This is a genomic window from Ignavigranum ruoffiae (assembly GCF_900110675.1).
In the GTDB taxonomy this organism is placed as follows: Bacteria; Bacillota; Bacilli; order Lactobacillales; family Aerococcaceae; genus Ignavigranum; species Ignavigranum ruoffiae.
In genome coordinates this window covers 12,004-28,400 of record NZ_FOEN01000012.1, presented here as the reverse complement: position 1 = coordinate 28,400, position 16,397 = coordinate 12,004, and the positions used below count along the sequence as shown (strand labels likewise).

General features: G+C 39.8%; 13 protein-coding genes, 1 tRNA gene, 1 rRNA gene and 1 pseudogene. 7 read left to right on the top strand and 9 right to left on the bottom strand.

The annotated features are described in order from the left end of the window. A 16S ribosomal RNA gene (locus BMX34_RS08475) occupies window positions 1–161 on the bottom strand; the annotation flags it as partial. 569 nt (window positions 162–730) lie between these two features. Here BMX34_RS08475 and gshAB point away from each other — a divergent pair. Further along, a complete protein-coding gene (gshAB, locus tag BMX34_RS08470) occupies window positions 731–3,028 on the top strand; it encodes a bifunctional glutamate--cysteine ligase GshA/glutathione synthetase GshB (RefSeq protein WP_092572598.1) in 2,298 nt (765 codons plus the stop codon). Window positions 3,029–3,261: 233 nt separating this feature from the next. Here the strand turns inward: gshAB and BMX34_RS08465 are convergent, their stop codons facing one another. Beyond that, window positions 3,262–4,269 (bottom strand): lipoate--protein ligase, encoded by a 1,008-nt coding sequence (locus BMX34_RS08465; RefSeq protein WP_092572597.1) that lies wholly within the window; start codon window positions 4,267–4,269, stop codon window positions 3,262–3,264. 253 nt (window positions 4,270–4,522) lie between these two features. Here BMX34_RS08465 and BMX34_RS08460 point away from each other — a divergent pair, with 253 nt between their 5' ends. The 5 genes from BMX34_RS08460 (at window position 4,523) to BMX34_RS08440 (ending at window position 7,718) form a co-directional block, all read left to right on the top strand. Further along, window positions 4,523–5,515, top strand: coding sequence for a hypothetical protein (locus BMX34_RS08460; protein ID WP_092572596.1), 993 nt, complete (start codon window positions 4,523–4,525; stop codon window positions 5,513–5,515). Between the two features lie 55 nt (window positions 5,516–5,570). Continuing rightward, on the top strand, window positions 5,571–6,170 hold the full coding sequence (locus BMX34_RS08455) for a thioredoxin family protein (protein WP_092572595.1): 600 nt from the start codon (window positions 5,571–5,573) through the stop codon (window positions 6,168–6,170). 141 nt (window positions 6,171–6,311) lie between these two features. Continuing rightward, the gene (locus BMX34_RS08450; protein ID WP_092572594.1) at window positions 6,312–6,668 is read left to right on the top strand and encodes a hypothetical protein; all 357 of its coding nucleotides are present in this window, start codon (window positions 6,312–6,314) and stop codon (window positions 6,666–6,668) included. Window positions 6,669–6,754: 86 nt separating this feature from the next. Next, window positions 6,755–7,099 carry a transposase gene (locus BMX34_RS08445; RefSeq protein WP_143440751.1) on the top strand — a complete coding sequence of 115 codons (345 nt, stop codon included), beginning with the start codon at window positions 6,755–6,757 and terminating at the stop codon, window positions 7,097–7,099. Then, window positions 7,038–7,718, top strand: a complete 681-nt coding sequence (locus tag BMX34_RS08440; protein WP_092572592.1) for a transposase — start codon at window positions 7,038–7,040, stop codon at window positions 7,716–7,718. The genes BMX34_RS08445 and BMX34_RS08440 overlap by 62 nt, the downstream gene beginning before the upstream one ends. A 208-nt stretch (window positions 7,719–7,926) precedes the next feature. Here the strand turns inward: BMX34_RS08440 and BMX34_RS09640 are convergent, their stop codons facing one another. From BMX34_RS09640 to BMX34_RS08405, 7 genes and pseudogenes are all read right to left on the bottom strand, one after another. Beyond that, window positions 7,927–9,315 (bottom strand): LPXTG cell wall anchor domain-containing protein, encoded by a 1,389-nt coding sequence (locus BMX34_RS09640; protein WP_143440750.1) that lies wholly within the window; start codon window positions 9,313–9,315, stop codon window positions 7,927–7,929. 338 nt (window positions 9,316–9,653) lie between these two features. Beyond that, complete coding sequence (locus BMX34_RS08430; RefSeq protein WP_092572591.1) at window positions 9,654–11,453, bottom strand: hypothetical protein; 1,800 nt, start codon at window positions 11,451–11,453, stop codon at window positions 9,654–9,656. 75 nt (window positions 11,454–11,528) lie between these two features. Then, window positions 11,529–12,791 carry an ABC transporter permease gene (locus BMX34_RS08425; RefSeq protein WP_092572590.1) on the bottom strand — a complete coding sequence of 421 codons (1,263 nt, stop codon included), beginning with the start codon at window positions 12,789–12,791 and terminating at the stop codon, window positions 11,529–11,531. Further along, on the bottom strand, window positions 12,788–13,519 hold the full coding sequence (locus BMX34_RS08420; RefSeq protein ID WP_092572589.1) for an ABC transporter ATP-binding protein: 732 nt from the start codon (window positions 13,517–13,519) through the stop codon (window positions 12,788–12,790). The genes BMX34_RS08425 and BMX34_RS08420 overlap by 4 nt, the downstream gene beginning before the upstream one ends. Before the next feature lie 782 nt (window positions 13,520–14,301). Continuing rightward, a complete protein-coding gene (locus BMX34_RS08415; RefSeq protein ID WP_092572588.1) occupies window positions 14,302–15,078 on the bottom strand; it encodes an SDR family NAD(P)-dependent oxidoreductase in 777 nt (258 codons plus the stop codon). Between the two features lie 194 nt (window positions 15,079–15,272). Then, a tRNA-Lys gene (locus tag BMX34_RS08410) sits at window positions 15,273–15,345 on the bottom strand. Between the two features lie 260 nt (window positions 15,346–15,605). Continuing rightward, window positions 15,606–15,887, bottom strand: a pseudogene (locus BMX34_RS08405) (Panacea domain-containing protein); the annotation flags it as partial. Window positions 15,888–16,214: 327 nt separating this feature from the next. On the opposite strand from BMX34_RS08405, the gene BMX34_RS08400 reads away from it, so the two are divergent. Then, on the top strand, window positions 16,215–16,397 hold a 183-nt coding region (locus BMX34_RS08400; RefSeq protein ID WP_143440752.1), incomplete at its 3' end, for a helix-turn-helix domain-containing protein.

Sequence of the window (16,397 nt, the reverse complement as noted above, 5' to 3'; positions counted from 1 at the left end):
TTTCCGAATGTTATCCCCCGCTAAAGGGCAGGTTTCCCACGTGTTACTCACCCGTTCGCCACTCACGCGGAAGAAGCAAGCTCCTTCGTTGTGCGTTCGACTTGCATGTATTAGGCACGCCGCCAGCGTTCGTCCTGAGCCAGGATCAAACTCTCATGAAAGATTGTTTGAGTCTTTACTCAATTCAATACTGACTGTGTGATACCAAGTTTAGACTGGGGTATCGCCAGTGTCTCGAATTTATATTCGGGGGTGTTCATAATGAACCCCTATTACAAGTTTGGTGTGTCTTTGTTCAGTTTTCAATGAGCTTTCGTGCGCCGGTAACCTCATTGAAGGGCTGTGACGCAACTATTACATCATACCATCGAGCGATTACTTTGTCAACAAGTTTTTTAATTTATTTTAAAATTTCTTGCGGATTTTTCTCTCGATGTAAGCGCTACATTGTTTGGTGTAGCGACATTTAATATATTATCATCTTCTCTATGTTTAGTCAATATATTTCTTAAATATTTTAAAGAAATTATTTTCTTCACTAACCGATCAGATTGACAGTCGCTCTTAGCGACAAGTAATAATATAGCATGGTCCTCTTTGGCCTGTCAACACCTATTTTGCTTTTTATCTTGTTTTTCTGATTTTTTAGGCTTATGCTATTGCTTACGAACGCTTTTATTCTCTTTTATAGGCTTTTAGTTTATAATCGAGACAGTTAGGAGGACTTATTATGAGACGTTTTGATCCATTATTTACGGAAGCGGATCTCCTTGAATTATGGCAGAGTACCATAGGTATAGAAAGAGAGACCCTCCGGATTAAAGAAGATGGACAGATTGCCAAGACTCCCCACTCTAGTCATTGGGGAGATCGCGCTTATCATCCTTATATTCAAACCGATTTCGCCGAAAGTCAGCTAGAATTTATCACTCCGCCCGCGAAGGATAGTCAGGAAGTTATGGCCTGGTTGGCTGCCATCCATCAAATAGCTGCCCAAGAAAATGACCAGCAAGCGGAGTGGATGTGGCCATATTCGACACCCCCTGCCGTCCCGACTGATGGCAAGTTAAAAGTGGCCCAGCTATCAAATCCAGCTGATGTTCACTACCGCGAACACTTAGCAAAATTCTATGGGGTGGATGTTCAACTGCTCTCAGGCATTCATTATAATTTCCAAATCAATCCTCGAGTTCTGGCCAACAAAATAAGTCCCGATGCTGATGCCATCGCGGTGACCAATAAGATTTATGCCAAATTGGGACGGAATTACTTACGTTATCGTTGGATCTTAACCTATTTATTAGGCGCGGCCCCTTTTGTGCCAGGAACTTATCAAACTAAACTTTACGGCAAGCCGAGTCAACAACCGATGCGCTCAGTTCGCTTGAGTCGTTATGGCTATATGAATGACCCGAAAGTCAAGATTCGTTATGATCAATTCGAACATTTCGTTGATGATTTGGAACAAGCCGTCGAGGATGGTTTACTTTCTGAAGAGAAAGAACTCTATGCTGACGTGCGTTTCAAGCAATCCAAACCCGTTCGCAAGTTGATGGAACGGGGCATCGATTATATCGAGTTACGTAATTTTGACTTGAATCCTTTTGCCCCTTATGGGATTAGTCAAGAGGATATCGATTTCGTTAAATTATTTGTGATTACTTTAATCCTCCTACCCGACGTTCATTCCCAAGAAGCAGTGGACCAAGGTAACCAATTAAATCTAGCTATCGCTGAGGCTGATCCACTAGCACCCCATCAACAGGACAATGAGGTGGGTTGGTTCTTCCAAGAGATGAAGTATCTGACTCAGATTATTGATCAAGAATTGCAGACAAATTACTTAGAGCTGGTTGAAGCCAAAGAAAGACAAATGAGTCAGCCAGAACAAACTCTAGCTGGTCGCTTGCATCAGTTATATCAAGATCAAGCTGGCATGGTTGAGCATGGATTAGCCATGGCTAAAGACCATCAAGAAGTCTACCTAGAACGACCTTACCTATTGCACGGCTTTGAAGCTTTGGAGATTTCGACCCAAGATGTAATTAAAGAAGCCATCCGCCTTGGCCTAGAAGTAGAAATTATTGATCCGGCAGAAAATCTGATTAAACTTCAACACCAAGACCATTTCGAATATATTCGTAAAGGAAATATGACGGCTTATGATAGCCTGATCTCATACTTCTTAATGGAAAATAAAGTCGCGACCAAAAAGATTCTAGAAAATGCCGGCATCCATACACCGCGCTCAGAAAACTTTTCGCAGATTGAATTGGCTAAAGCCTACTATCCTAGTATTCAAGACAAGGCCTTTGTGATCAAACCTAAATCTACCAATTACGGTTTGGGCATTAGTATTTTTAACCAGGGGGCGAGTCGGGAAGATTACGAAGCTGGCTTGAAGGTAGCCTTTAAAGAGGACAAGGAAGTCTTAATCGAAGAATTTATTGAAGGAACAGAATATCGCTTCTATGTCCAAGGGGATGAAGTCAAAGCTATCTGCCAACGCCAACCCGCCCATGTGATTGGTGATGGTCAGCACACCGTCGACCAATTGATCGACCAAGAAAATCAACATCCGCTCCGTGGCCCGCAACACAAGGCACCCATGACCTTATTAGCAAAAGGCGACATTGAACGGATGCAATTGCACCAACAAGGTTTAGACTTCAATTCAATTCCCGACCCAGATCAAATCGTCTATTTGCGTCGGAATACCAATGTCTCTACCGGTGGCATTTCTATTGACCGGACGGACGATACTGATCCATCCTATAAAGACTTGGCGGTAAAAGCCAGTCAAGCTTTGGGCGCCTTCTTCTGCGGGGTCGATTTGATTATTCCCGATCGGACGGTCCCAGCCGACCAAAGTAAATATGGCATTATTGAAGCAAATTTCAATCCAGCGATGATGATTCACCGCTTTGTCGGCCGGGGTCAGGTCCGTTATCTTGGCCTAGAAGTGATTAAAGCCCTCTTCCCTGAACTTAAAATGACCGACAATGAACACACGACTTTCCCAGCATAAATCAAACACTTTAGCAAAAAAGCACTTGAATGATTCACTGATTTAGTGTAATCATCCAAGTGCTATTTTTGTGCCTATTGGCTGTTAAAAAATATTTCAGCATCCGTCCTTAAATAGCTCGCCAATTAAATCAACTGAGCGCTTTTTCAGCAAGAATTAACTAATGACAACTTCTCCTAAAATCTTATAATCAGCCACAAGTCTAAAACAGTGCTAGCCAGCCAGCAAACTGACTAATCAAAAATAAGGCTAACCAATTCTTCTGCGGTAACTTGACCTAGATAATGCTGTAAATTAATCTGTTCGAAGGTTTCTTTAAGAGCCTGCCGTTCATAACGCACGCCGACCAATTGGGCTTCCAATTCATGGATGTCACCTAGACCAAAGAAATCACCATAGATTTTAGCTTCTTTAATCCGTCCTTCTGAAATGTTAAAGCGTAAGTCGACCAAACCAAAAGGAAATTTACGGGCATGAGCTACGTCAAAATCAGGCGATTGACCATAGTTCCAGTCCCAATTGCCAAAACGTTCTTGGCGAATTTCTTCGACTTTGGCCCAATCTTCTTCAGTCAGATGATATTCAGGCACGTCTTGACGACGGTCGACCTTGAAGATAGCTAATAATAACTTGTCACGAAATTCTTCAGTCGTCAGACTTTGATATTCAGCATCGACAAAGGGTTTGATATTGGTAACCCTTGAGCGAATCGACTTAATGCCTTTGGAGGTCATCTTTTCTTGACGCGGTTTCAAGGCATGGGTAACTTCTTCTAAATCGGCGTCGAATAGAATCGTTCCATGGGCCGTCATTCGACCATCTTTAGCATACATGGCGTTACCCGAGAACTTCTTGCCATCAATCAACAAGTCATTCCGCCCTTGCAGTTCTGCCCCGATGGCCCCCATATGATGCAGAGCTTCAATCACAGGCTTCGTAAAGGAAGCAAAATCACGGAAAGAACCGTCATCATCTTTAATAAAACAGAACGAGAAATTGCCACGGTCATGGTATACAGCGCCGCCCCCTGACATCCGGCGCACTACTCGAATCCCCTTCTTTTCGACATAAGCTTGATTGATTTCTTCTAATGTGTTCTGATTGCGACCAATGATGATTGATGGATCGTTGATATAGAATAATAAAATCGGTTCATCAACCAATTTATTCTCGACCAAGTAAGTCTCCAAAGCAATATTCACACTGGCATCGTAGTTATTCTGATTGTCGACAAAAATCATAAACTTCCCCCTATAAACTTATTAACTTAGGTCAAGTAAATAATCAGCGGATCTAAATATAATACCCTTCTCTTATTTGCTTCATCCTAACTGCCTAAGTATAGCATGATTCAATCTGTTTTCAAAAATATCGCACTTAGGTTACAATATGATTAAATCAGCATGATATAAGTAAAAATAAGAACGTTTTCTCTAAATTTTTGGTATGATAAAGATATACAATCGCATTGGATTAGAAAGAAAGGAATCATCTATGAAGAAGACCCCAATTTTAATTAGCCTGTTGGGGCTAGGTCTATTCCTTAATAGCCCGCTACAGGGTACGGTTCTGGCCCAGACAGAGACTCAAACGCTAGCCAGTCCGTCCAAATCAGCCGATAAAAAAGAAGAAATGAGTGCCCTCAGAAAGGGACTCATCGAAGTCATTGATTTAATTCGTCAAGACCATCCAGAAATTGTCGTGACCGACTTAGACATTCACCGACATCAATTCACTGATAAGTATGTCTACCGGGTGGGTGCTACAACCGCCACTTACGAATATGAAGCGATCTACTATGATGGTGACTTCAGTCTGAACTCCCAACCGATTGCTGAAGATCGACAAGCTACGGTACTCGAATTGATTAATAAGCGCAATGAGCGTCTAGACGATCGCTTAAACTGTGATATGGTGACCAACCTGATGCGCAAACATTTCAAAAAAGCTAAAATCACTGATTGGCACTTCGACGATAATCGATTCGAAAGTCCAAAAGAACCGATAACGCCAATCAAAAATCAAGTGGCTGAAAGTAGCGAAGAACAAGAGAAAATCCCTGAGATGGATATCTTCTGGATCGTTGATTTAATCGAAGGCAACCTCAAATTTCGGGTTAAAGTCGATGCCTTTACGGGTGAATTCGTCAAACTCGACAGCTATGCCAATTATGAAATAGATACCGTCGCCAGTCGGATTAATTATTACAAACAATTCTATGAAGGCAATACGACACCAACCGATGACACCATTATTATCGAAACACCGCAACCTGAACCACCAGCTAGCACAAGCACAGAAACGACTGAATCAAGTTCTGAATCCTCTACTTCTGAACCGCCAGAAACAGAAAGTACAACTGAATCTCCAAGTGAAACTAGTCCAGAAACGGAAGAACCCGAACCAGACCAAGATAAAACTAACAACACCATTCAGAGCAAAGAACGAAGTGGTCCACAAAGTTTAGAAATCGAGACGCCGTCATAGACACTATGGCGGCTTTTCTATATACTAAGGACAAATAAAGAAAAGAGGAATATATATGAAAAAAAGCAATAAAATAATACTGCTGTTAATAGCCTTATCAATGCTAGTAATAAGTAATCAATCTCAATATCATCTGATTGATGATGTTTACGCTTCTAGTTCTGCCGAAGATATTGATAAAATTGTGGAAATTGATGATAAACTAAAATTTAAAGATATGGATAAAAATGAAAAAGAGAAACTATACAAAGAATATGACAAGATCACTTCATCAAGTAAAGATAAAAGAATAGCAACAGATTACTCTCAAGTAAAAGAAATTGAATCAGAAAATGATTATAATCAATTAATCGAAAAGTCTAAAAAAGAACCAGTAATAATATACTTAGGCTTTAATGAATGTCCTTTTTGTAAATCTTTTATCCCTAAGCTTAATCATTTAGCCAATGAATATGATGTTGAATTAAATTATTATAATACTAATAAACGAATTGATGATAGTAATTATCTCGATGTAATAAAATTTTTTGATATCGAAACCGTACCACACGCTTTTGTTATTAAAGACGAAAAAATAATTACCAAATTAAATGAAGAATCGACAATGAATGATATGGAAACTTTTTTAGTTGATTTTAACAAATTAGACAAATAAAAATAGAAATTTTAATAATTTTTTAGGTTCTATAATTTATAGTGTTGGTGATTATTACCAGCACTTTTTTTTAGGTATTCAAAAAGCCAGTGATCTCGTCTATGATGTAAGTACCACCAAACATATAGAAAGAGGGACCACATGGCCTACTCATATTGTACAAATGTTTTACTGGGAATGAAAGACCCAAACCTTGTTATTCACGATGATTTACAGTCAGAGCCTTATCATCAAGTTAAAGCGTTCCGCTCAGGAAGCAAATCTACTTCCCATGAACTTACCCGGGACTTCCAATCGGTCTTGACGGTATCCGGACACTTAACCAAGCTTCCCAAAGCTTGTCGTCATTGCGGTTGTGTGAATCGAGGCTCAGAAGATATGATTAAAAATGGGATCTTATCGACCGCGATTCTGAGGGGGCAATATAATTTACAACCCGTTTATCTTAAACTAAAAAACAACACTACTACTGTAAACGTTGTCGCCAAACTACCCTAGCGACATCGCCTTTTATCGATGTTTACTGCCATATTTCCAATCCCTTAAAATTCCTCATCCTCGAAGAATTAGCGAAACCCCAGCCCATGACCTTGATTGCCGAACATCTCAATGTGTCTCCCCATACGGTCATCCGCCAACTAGAAAAAGTGGGGGACAATCTGCATCCCCAGCCCACGCATTTACCCGAACATCTGGCGGTTGATGAGTTTAAATCGGTGGAGTCCGTGGACGCGGCCATGTCCTGTATTCTGATGGATAATGCCTCCCATCGCATCGTGGATATTTTAGAAGATCGAAAACAGGCCTCCTTACGTCAATACTTTTTGGGATTCTCGCCCGAAGCACGTCAAAACCATTACGATCGATATGTATCAGCCTTACCGGGCGCTCTTTCAATCGATCTTTCCCAATGCAGAGATCATTATTGATCGATTTCATGTGGTTCAGCTGTTGAATCGAGCGTTGAATCAGATCCGGATTCAACTCATGCGTGATATCCGTTATCAACGTCCCCGAGATTACACCAAGCTCAAACAGTTATGGAAACTCATTTTAAAACGTCGCGAGGACTTAGATTTTCAAGACTATCATACCCACCGTCTCTTTGATGGGCTCATCACGGAACAAGGCATGGTCGATTATCTGTTAAATCTAGATGACAAGTTTTATCGGGCTTATCATCTCACCCATCAACTCATTGAAGCGATCCAAAGCCATTCGCACCAAGCCTTTGAAGAAGTCTTACAGGAAGGCAGAAAATATTTATTGCCTCGACCATTAAGAACTGATTGGAATACCTTATTCGATTATCGAACAGAAATCCATCATAGTTTGACCTACACTTTATCGAATGGTCCCGTAGAAGGCATGAATCATAAAATAAAGAATATTAAACGTTCAGATTATGGGTATCGTAATTTTGGTCATCTTCGTTGCCGGATTTTCCTTTCATGTCAACTCTTTTCTCAAGAAGAACCCCCTTATCGTCACATTGTGTATAACGATGAACGGGCTGATCACAAATACAATACGTCCATGAATGGATAAATAGATATTCGTTTTGAACCGCACAGTCTACCTTTTATCTTTCGCAGGTCATTATTTAGTCGCAAAACGAAAAAAAATGTACTTACATAAAAAAAGGCGATTGAATCACTTCAATCGACTTTTATAGACTCACCAACAGTCTTTGACAAAGAGCCAAAACAAAAAAGAGCGCTGGCGTACCAGCACTCTAAACTTAAGTTTTATTTAATTAGTCTTCTTTTGAGAATTTAGGAGCAACTAGACCTAAACCTGCTAAGATAGATAATGCAGCAGCACCGAAGATAGCATAAGTAGAAGCTTCACCAGTTTCTGGTAATTTAGCATCTGATTTCTTGTCTTCTTTCTTTTCTACTTTCTTACCATCTTTAGATCCTTTATCGGTTTCTTTTTCTGTAGAAGATTTTTCAGTACTTTCTTCAGATTCTTCTGTAGTTTCTATGATTTCAACATCTTTACCAGCACCATTATCCACTACATCTTTAATGATTTCTTTGATATCTTTATCAACTGTACCATCGTTTACAATTGTATCAGCAATACTTGTATTAGTTACTGCAGCAATTGCATTACGTAAGTTGTAATATTTTTTGTTCAAGCTTTGGAATTCTTCATATAATTTTGTTAAAGCATTCTTTTCGTTATCATATTGATCACATTTAGTATTCTTTAATGCTTTTTTGTTTTCGTAATCAGTTTTCGCTACAGAAAATTCCCCATTTTCGTAGTTATCACGAGCAGTAATAGCAGAATTATATGCTTCTAATTTAGCCACTTTCTTATAGCCATCTTCAACAACATATTCTTTAGAAAGATTTAATAATGCAGTATCTTTTTCGCTTCTTAGAGCACGTAGTTCTGATTCTTTTTGGCTCATTGCTGTAGAATTGTTAACAGCTGTTTGAGCAGCTTCACGTTCTGCGATTGCATTTTGTAAAGCAACATTGGCTTCATCTAAAGTAGCTTGTGCATCAGCTTTAAGATTTTCAGCAGCATTATCATAAGCAGCTTGTGCAGCTTGAACAGCACCTTCAGCCGATGCAACTGCAGCTTGGGCATCTAACAAACGGTTATCCTCAGCAGCTTTAATTCCATCATATTTCAATGTGACATTTTCTGAATTCACATCAAATGTACGTTCGATTTCAAGTTTGCGTTGTAAATATTCAGTTTCATAGCTTTGGTTATCTAAACGCGCTTTTTCAACCAAATCGTTTAGACGTTTCAATTCTTTTTTAGCATTGTCAAAACGAACTTTAGCGGTTTCGAAATCTGAAGTTGCAACGTCACATGATTTTTTAGTTTGTTCAATTGTCTTTTCAGCTTCTTTAATTGCTGCTTCTTTTGCATCACGTTGTTGTTTAATTTCAGCTGCTTTTTGACCTAGTTTAGTGGTTAATAAAATTACTTGGTCTTGTGTAAGAGCAGGATTTCCATATGCTCCGTTCATTGCATCAATAACTAATTGATCATAATCTACTTGAATATTTTCTGAAGGGAATTTTGGACCATCTTGTGCGTTAGCAGCAGGAACGACAACAGTAGCTAAAGACATAGCTGTAGCTGAAACAGCTACTAATTTAACTAATGATTTTTTCATTATAATTTTCCTCCTATAGAAAAACCTAATTATTTTTATAAAACCTAAGCGACAATCCGACCGGTAAGTCTACCACTTATTCAGAAAGCTTTTAATTTCTAAAAGTTTTCTTAAGTTTTACCATGGATATCATATCGATTTCTTTAACATTTGTCAAACATTCAACCAATTAGATATCAAATTGTAACACTTCTGCAATAAACCAACCTGACTGTGAAACCTAGCAATCTTGTGTTTGTAGGGGCTTTCCCCTAACCACAACTATATTATAGCAGAGTCTTTAAAAATTGCAAGGACTTTCTTAAGATTTCTTAAACTTTTCTTAAATATTTAAAATATTATGGTTCATAGTAAAGTAAATCGAATTGTTTGCTGTTGAGATCTTCTACTACTTCAATGTTCTTCATAGCCTTATCTTCAAAACTGGTCCAAACATAGCGAATTTGTTGAGTGTCCGGTTTAAATTCGACGATGGTTGGGTCGCCTAACTTTTTGCTGATGTTGTTATAAATTTGAGCATTATCTTCTGCAAGGTTATATAAATCATCCACTTTCAATGGGAAGACATCAAAGAGTCGAGCGGTTCGGTTATCCGTCTTAATTTCTTGGATCTTACCAGATCCGGTTTCAGAGATAACTTGAATGTAAAGGACCTTGTCATCGGCAATGGCCAAATATTTCTGAGTCGTACTTGAGCCGGCTTCACTTTCAACGGTTGGCTGACCTAACCAAGATTGAACGGTCTCCCGATTGACTTCTTGTCCTTCTTTGATGCTAGCCATCATCGTTTCGAAGCCTTGACGTAAACTACCCACCCCTAAAAGTTTGCTTTCATCATAGCTAAAGTCTAAAGGCACTTGACTGAGGATTGGATGATTGCTTTGGTCCACAGTCTCTTCGGCTGAGCTTTCTTCCGTAGATGATGAATCTTCTGACATTTCTTCTTGACTGTCTATACTTTCATCACTGGTTTCATCGTCTTGACTTTCATCGCTGTTGAGTTCACTTGCTTCGCTAGATTCGCTGGTTAGCTCATCTGGATTACCAATCAGGAAGGTCGTCATCTGTTGACCTAAGCCACTATCTTCTTCAGTAGTAGGAGATGTGGCGGTCGACACCATTCCCCCGATAACATTCAACCACATAAAGTCTTGAGCTTCATCACGAACATGAGGCACGACGATACTATCTAAAGCCAATCCTTGATCGACATGGTGACTAAGACCCACCACCGGTAGATTCATGTCAGCTAATTCTTCCACCATGGTCTCACCTGAACTTAATTGAGCCGCCTCTGATTCATCGATGGCTCGACTTTCAGCTTGATCTTCTTGAACTAAACTGATTGCTTGTAAACTACTATCAACAAAGACAAATTGCAAACGGATCGGCGCCGGAGTGTCTTGGCCGTAATAATAAGACAAGAGGGAGTATTTACCCTTCTCTTCCAATTCACCTGGAGTTTGAACGCCGGTTGTCACAACGGGGCTTTCAGTGTCGGCTTCTTCAGATTCACTGCCTGTCGCTTCGCCTTCAATTAAATAGGTTTCGAAATCGGCTTGGACATCAGAAAGTAATGAATTCATTGGATCCATGCTATCGAAATTATAAGTAGCTAGAGCATATTGATAATCTTCAAAAGCGCGGGCAAAGATTGGGTCTTGCAAAGAATCTTGAACAATGGCTGGCCAATCTAACTCACTTTGCACTTCAGTAGTTTCTTCAGGTTTAGGATCGGTAATTGAAATTGGTGGCGTTGAATGGTCGACATCATTGGGTGCAGGCGGGTAAACCGGTTGTGGATAGATAGGTGCCGGGGTATGTTGCGTACCTTCGGTTGATTTTTGCGTAGACTCGGATGACGCTTGGCTAGATTCAGCCGAACTTTCTGAACTAGAATTTTGCGGCGGATCGGTTGGTGTTTCTGAACTACTTGAATCAGCAGGGGGCGTTTCTGATGGATTGCCTGGGTCTGGATCACCTGTTTGGCCATCATCAGGCGTATTATCAGCTTGATTTGGTACAGTGGTATTGTCACCAGCACCTTCGTCTTCTCGGGCCCAAGCTGGGGCAATTGCGGTAGCCAAGAGCAATTGACTACTTAGACAGGCTAGGATGAGTCGTTTCATTTTATTCATCATTCGTTCTCCTTTTTTCTATATAAATATATCGGCTTTTGTCTGATTATATCAAATCTTGACGCGAAATAGTACTTAGAACCGAGACTTTCGCTTGCGCCAGGGTAGATAGAGGTACAACAATAAGGCAATGCTGACTAGCCAGGCGATGAAACTTAGCCAGTAACCACTCGCTAGGGTATAAATTATAGCTTGCGTCACTAAGAGGAGTCCCATGAGCTGACGGAAAGCAGCTAGGCTGTCCCCTTTTTGTGGATATAAGCGAAAGAAAACTTGATCATTAGGATAACTTCTTAACGGTAACAATTGAATTAAGGTCATCCATTGGCCCAGAATGCCCAAGGCGATGGCTAACCAAAGCGGTTGACTCCAGATTAATAAAAAGGCAATAAAGGCAGTCACTTTAAGCCAGACCCCGGAATAGGCCCCATGACGAACCAGTAAGCGTAAAAGTAGATAACTATAGGCTTGCTGGTTGAACATCGGCAGGGCTTGGATCAATCGATCCAGATAGGCTCGACGCTTTACCGTTGGTTGCAAGTTGGGAACATCAGCGAAGATGGCAATCCATTTGTAGAAGACGGCCCGTCGTTGTTGGTCTAACTCAACCACCCGATCGAATTGCAGACGCGTCTGGGCAGTCGGCTTTAAACCTTGGTATAAATAAATGCTAGCGACCAAGGCCAGTCCCAGAGGAACAATCATATTCCAGTGGGCGCCCAAATGAATGAGAGCCACACTGTAAATAAAACTCGTCAACCAGCGCCAAGCATTGCTGATTCCTGCTTGATGGAGGACATTATAATAACGAGCAAAAATATTCAACGCAGTCAATATAGCGGTAAGACCAATAAAGACCGGCCATTGGTTTAAAGTCCAAGCGGACAGATTCACTACGAATGGAAAGAGTAGGGCACTGATTAAGGCGGTAATGATGAGTGGTAAGACTAAACCTAATCGCGTCCCTTTTAACCAATAAGTTTGCCACTTTCTACCCTGGCTGAATAGATAAGCTTCGTCAGGCGCTAATGTCAACCAGATCGGTCCACCTATTTGAGTCAGTAGCGTAAGGCCAAGTGAAAAAATTATTTCTAATGGAAGAACCCACTGACTTAAATCGGCCTGTTGAAATAAGGTCAAAATTTCACGGTAATAAAGGCCGAGGAAGGCTAATAAGACTAATAAAATAATGGAGAAATGGTCATTGACAATCAAACGGCCATATTTACCCATTTCTTTTAAGAGCGCCTGAGCACGAACTTGCCACAAACTGAGTAAGTCTTGGGGTACTTTTTGTCGAGACTGAGATGTCTGGGAAGAATGATTGTGAAGGCTCATTCAACCACCCCTTCAGTCATGCGAATATAAATATCTTCCAAACTGGCGGATGGCATCTCAAAGTGTTGGCGCAAATCTGCCAGATTGCCAGCCCCTTTCAACTGACCTTTTTGTAGGAGTAGATAGTGGTCGCAAAGATTAGGAGCAATCGATAAAACATGGGTCGTCAAGAGAATCGCTGCCCCTGCTTCAGCCCGGCCTTTAAGTAGGTCTGTCAAGTCGCGAATGGCTAAAGGATCTAAACCTAAGAAAGGTTCATCAATAATAAATAATTGGGCATCAGTAATTAAGGCACAGATGACCATAACCTTTTGCTTCATCCCCTTCGAGAAATGGGTCGGGAACCAATTCAAATTTTGAGACAAACGAAAGCGTTCCAGTAGCGGTTGGGCGCGGTCAAGCGCGGTCTGACGGTCAAGTCCATAACCTAGCGCCGTCATTTCAATATGTTCTTGTAGGGTTAAGCCTTCGTAGAGAATCGGAGTTTCCGGTATATAAGCGATTTGGCGCGCATAAGCTTGGTGGTCTTGGTCCAATGTTTGTTGGTTAATAGCCACTCGCCCTGATTGAATCGGTAATAGACCTAGAATCGTCTTCAATAAGGTCGATTTCCCGGCCCCATTGAGTCCGATTAAGCCCGTAATTTGACCGGCTTTTAAATTAAAACTCACATCTTGAATCACGGCCACATTCTGATAGCCACTATAGAGATGTTCTACTTCTAACATGATGTATTGCTCCTTTGATTTTAAACGTTTGCTTTGAATTCATTGAATCTTTAATCGATAAATCTTATTTTACCTTATTTAAAGAAAACTTACAGCAACCAATGATTTTTGCTTTTGATTTTAAAATTAGTTTTAGGCAGAAATAACAGGAAGGAGACAAAAACTTTTCTGTGCCCTCTGCCTTTAGTCTGAATAGATTGGCACTGGGGAGTAAATACATTGGCTGAATTTTTATAAAATCAAGGAGTGTTTGTTAGCTTCTATAAATGGTATGTGCTTAGAATTTTTCTATTTGACTGGTGCAGCGAATCGTCAGAAAAAATTAAAATCCCTCAAACCTGATTTGCATTGTGACAAGATCATCGGTGTCCAATTTTTTAAGAGAATTACTGAACGATAAGACGCATAAATTTAGGCAAACATTGTCAGTGCATACCTGGCAATATTTTCCCTTTCAAAGCAAAAAAAGACACCACAAAAGTGGTGCCTGGGATTACAACCGACCTCTAACCAAGCTAGTTAACTATTCTAAAAGGTTAAAACGAGTAGACATCAATAAGTTGGGTAGAATATAGAAAATCGTATCGTTTGAATAGTTTGTTTTGTCGTGTCATCTTTAAGGATAATTCGTCTTGCTAACGAGTTGTTAGTAAAGTCCTAAAGTATAGGCGTTTCGTATGGAATATAAATCTGGTTAGAAGTCAAATTGTAATTGTTACTGTATTATAAAATATTTTTTCCAAGATTGCAATACATTTCACATATAAATTATAAAAATATTTCTATACTAATCGAATACCGCCATCAATAAAAATCATATTCCCTTGAACATAGGCAGCTGCTGGTGAAGATAAGAATAGAACGGCTCCATTCAACTCACCTTTTTCCCCACTTCGACTAGCAGGAGTCACCTGGTTATAGTAATTCATAAAATCTTGACTAGCCATCAAGGTGTCTTCCGTCATCTCGCTAGCGAAAAGTCCAGGGCCAATCGCATTGACCGCAATGCCCTCTTTAGCATAAGAAGCTGCCATCGCCCGTGTTAAGCCCCAAACTGAAGCCTTGGATGCATTGTAAGAGTGACGGAGGAAGGGATCATTTTTGTCCGAAATGATGGCGTTGACACTAGAAATATTCACAATTCGGCCATAACCTTGTTCCTTCATTACCGGCACAACATAGCGCCCGGTGTGGAGAATTCCCTTAACATTAACATCAAAAGACCGATCCCAATCTTCATCAGTGATGGTGTCCACCGTCCCTCTGACAGCGACTCCAGCATTATTAATCAAAATATCAATCCGCGGAAATTGTTGACGAACTTCTTCAATCGCTTGCTTGACCGAATCATCGTCACTCACATCACAACTGATGGGTAAAGCCTGAACATCAAATGCCTTTAATTCTTCAGCTAAAGCTTCAAGTTTCTCTTTACGACGTGCCAACAAGGCCACATTGACTCCAGCTTTGGCAAAGGCAACCGCCATATCTCGGCCTAAACCAGATGAAGCCCCCGTAATTACGGCAAATTGTCCACTCATATCAAATAAATTTTCCATCATTTCACTCCTATTCAATATACTAGCTTCATGATAGCCACTTGTTCACCAAAATACAAGCGCTTTCAGGAGAATAAAAAGATTTTCTAAAAATAACAAAGATTTTATATTTTTCGGCAAATTTAACAACACTGATAAACAAAAAACGTCTTCGATATTATCTGCGAAAGATAATATCGAAGACGATATAAAAATGGGCTGTGAGGGGATCGAACCCGCGACCCACGGATTAAGAGTCCGTTGCTCTACCAACTGAGCTAACAGCCCGAAGACAATGAAATCATTATACGCCCTAGCTAAATCAAAATCAAGGGAAAATTTCAAAAAATAATTAAATTTTCTAGAGTTGTCAAACATATGTTACAAATATAGAAAACTTCTGATGCTGGCCGAGCCTAATGAAATGTGAATATACTTAATTAACTCCAAGATGTAAGCTTTAATCCAAAAAGAGAGACAAACACAAAATCGTGTTCATCTCACTCATCCATCAATTTGAAGTCACTTCAGTTTAAGTCTAATCTTTCTCAACTTTCCGTTAAACAGTTCATAACTTTGTAATTATACTTTAAAATCGTTTGATCATCGATTTCGTTATTAGCTCCTTCCTGATAAACCTTATCCCAAGGGCCGCCAATAACATGGGTAATATCGATTAAATTGCCTCCATTAAGTTTCTTGGTTGTTTCGATTATTTTATCAATAACATCCAAGACTTTAGGATTGATGGTGGTTTTCATCAATTTCATTCTATCTTCCAAAGAGAAGTCACAATGTATTTTTTCTTTCTTTTTATAGCCATTAAATTCCTTGTATACATCCTAAAAACTGGCCCATATGTATAAGCTACAGGTGCTTGATCCGTAACCTTTATGCCGATTTCCAAACAACGAGAATAGATTAAATATAATATTTTTGAATTTCTAGCTTGTCTAAACTTACTTTACTTAGGATATATCTAGATATGTCTATCGACTTTGGTAACTCAGCCTTTTGAATGATTTTAACCGCAGATAGAAAATCTTCGTATGGCGGATTTTATAATCAACTTAGCCACCGCTAAAAAATAAAAAAAGCCATGTAAATTCATGTTATATTTAAGTCACGACACAAAAATATAAGAAGGATGAATTTACATGACGCAAACTCACTTTACCACATCTGATCGTAAATCAAAACACTTATCGTTCAAAGAACGGAGCCAAATTGAATTGTTGAAAAAACAAGGCTATTCTAACCGAGCCATTGCGCGAATACTGGGACGGGCGCCCCAAACAATTCATAACGAAATCAAACGGGGTTCGGTGGAACAAGTCCGT

What these genes read in the sequence shown, in the direction of transcription:
- BMX34_RS08420 (WP_092572589.1), bottom strand. Translation starts at nt 13,519, where the DNA reads ATGTTAGAAGTAGAACATCTCTATAGTGGCTATCAGAATGTGGCCGTG.
- BMX34_RS08445 (WP_143440751.1), top strand. Translation starts at nt 6,755, where the DNA reads ATGACCTTGATTGCCGAACATCTCAATGTGTCTCCCCATACGGTCATC.
- BMX34_RS08430 (WP_092572591.1), bottom strand. Translation starts at nt 11,453, where the DNA reads ATGAATAAAATGAAACGACTCATCCTAGCCTGTCTAAGTAGTCAATTG.
- BMX34_RS09640 (WP_143440750.1), bottom strand. Translation starts at nt 9,315, where the DNA reads ATGAAAAAATCATTAGTTAAATTAGTAGCTGTTTCAGCTACAGCTATG.
- BMX34_RS08450 (WP_092572594.1), top strand. Translation starts at nt 6,312, where the DNA reads ATGGCCTACTCATATTGTACAAATGTTTTACTGGGAATGAAAGACCCA.
- BMX34_RS08425 (WP_092572590.1), bottom strand. Translation starts at nt 12,791, where the DNA reads ATGAGCCTTCACAATCATTCTTCCCAGACATCTCAGTCTCGACAAAAA.
- BMX34_RS08465 (WP_092572597.1), bottom strand. Translation starts at nt 4,269, where the DNA reads ATGATTTTTGTCGACAATCAGAATAACTACGATGCCAGTGTGAATATT.
- gshAB (WP_092572598.1), top strand. Translation starts at nt 731, where the DNA reads ATGAGACGTTTTGATCCATTATTTACGGAAGCGGATCTCCTTGAATTA.
- BMX34_RS08455 (WP_092572595.1), top strand. Translation starts at nt 5,571, where the DNA reads ATGAAAAAAAGCAATAAAATAATACTGCTGTTAATAGCCTTATCAATG.
- BMX34_RS08460 (WP_092572596.1), top strand. Translation starts at nt 4,523, where the DNA reads ATGAAGAAGACCCCAATTTTAATTAGCCTGTTGGGGCTAGGTCTATTC.
- BMX34_RS08440 (WP_092572592.1), top strand. Translation starts at nt 7,038, where the DNA reads ATGTATCAGCCTTACCGGGCGCTCTTTCAATCGATCTTTCCCAATGCA.
- BMX34_RS08415 (WP_092572588.1), bottom strand. Translation starts at nt 15,078, where the DNA reads ATGGAAAATTTATTTGATATGAGTGGACAATTTGCCGTAATTACGGGG.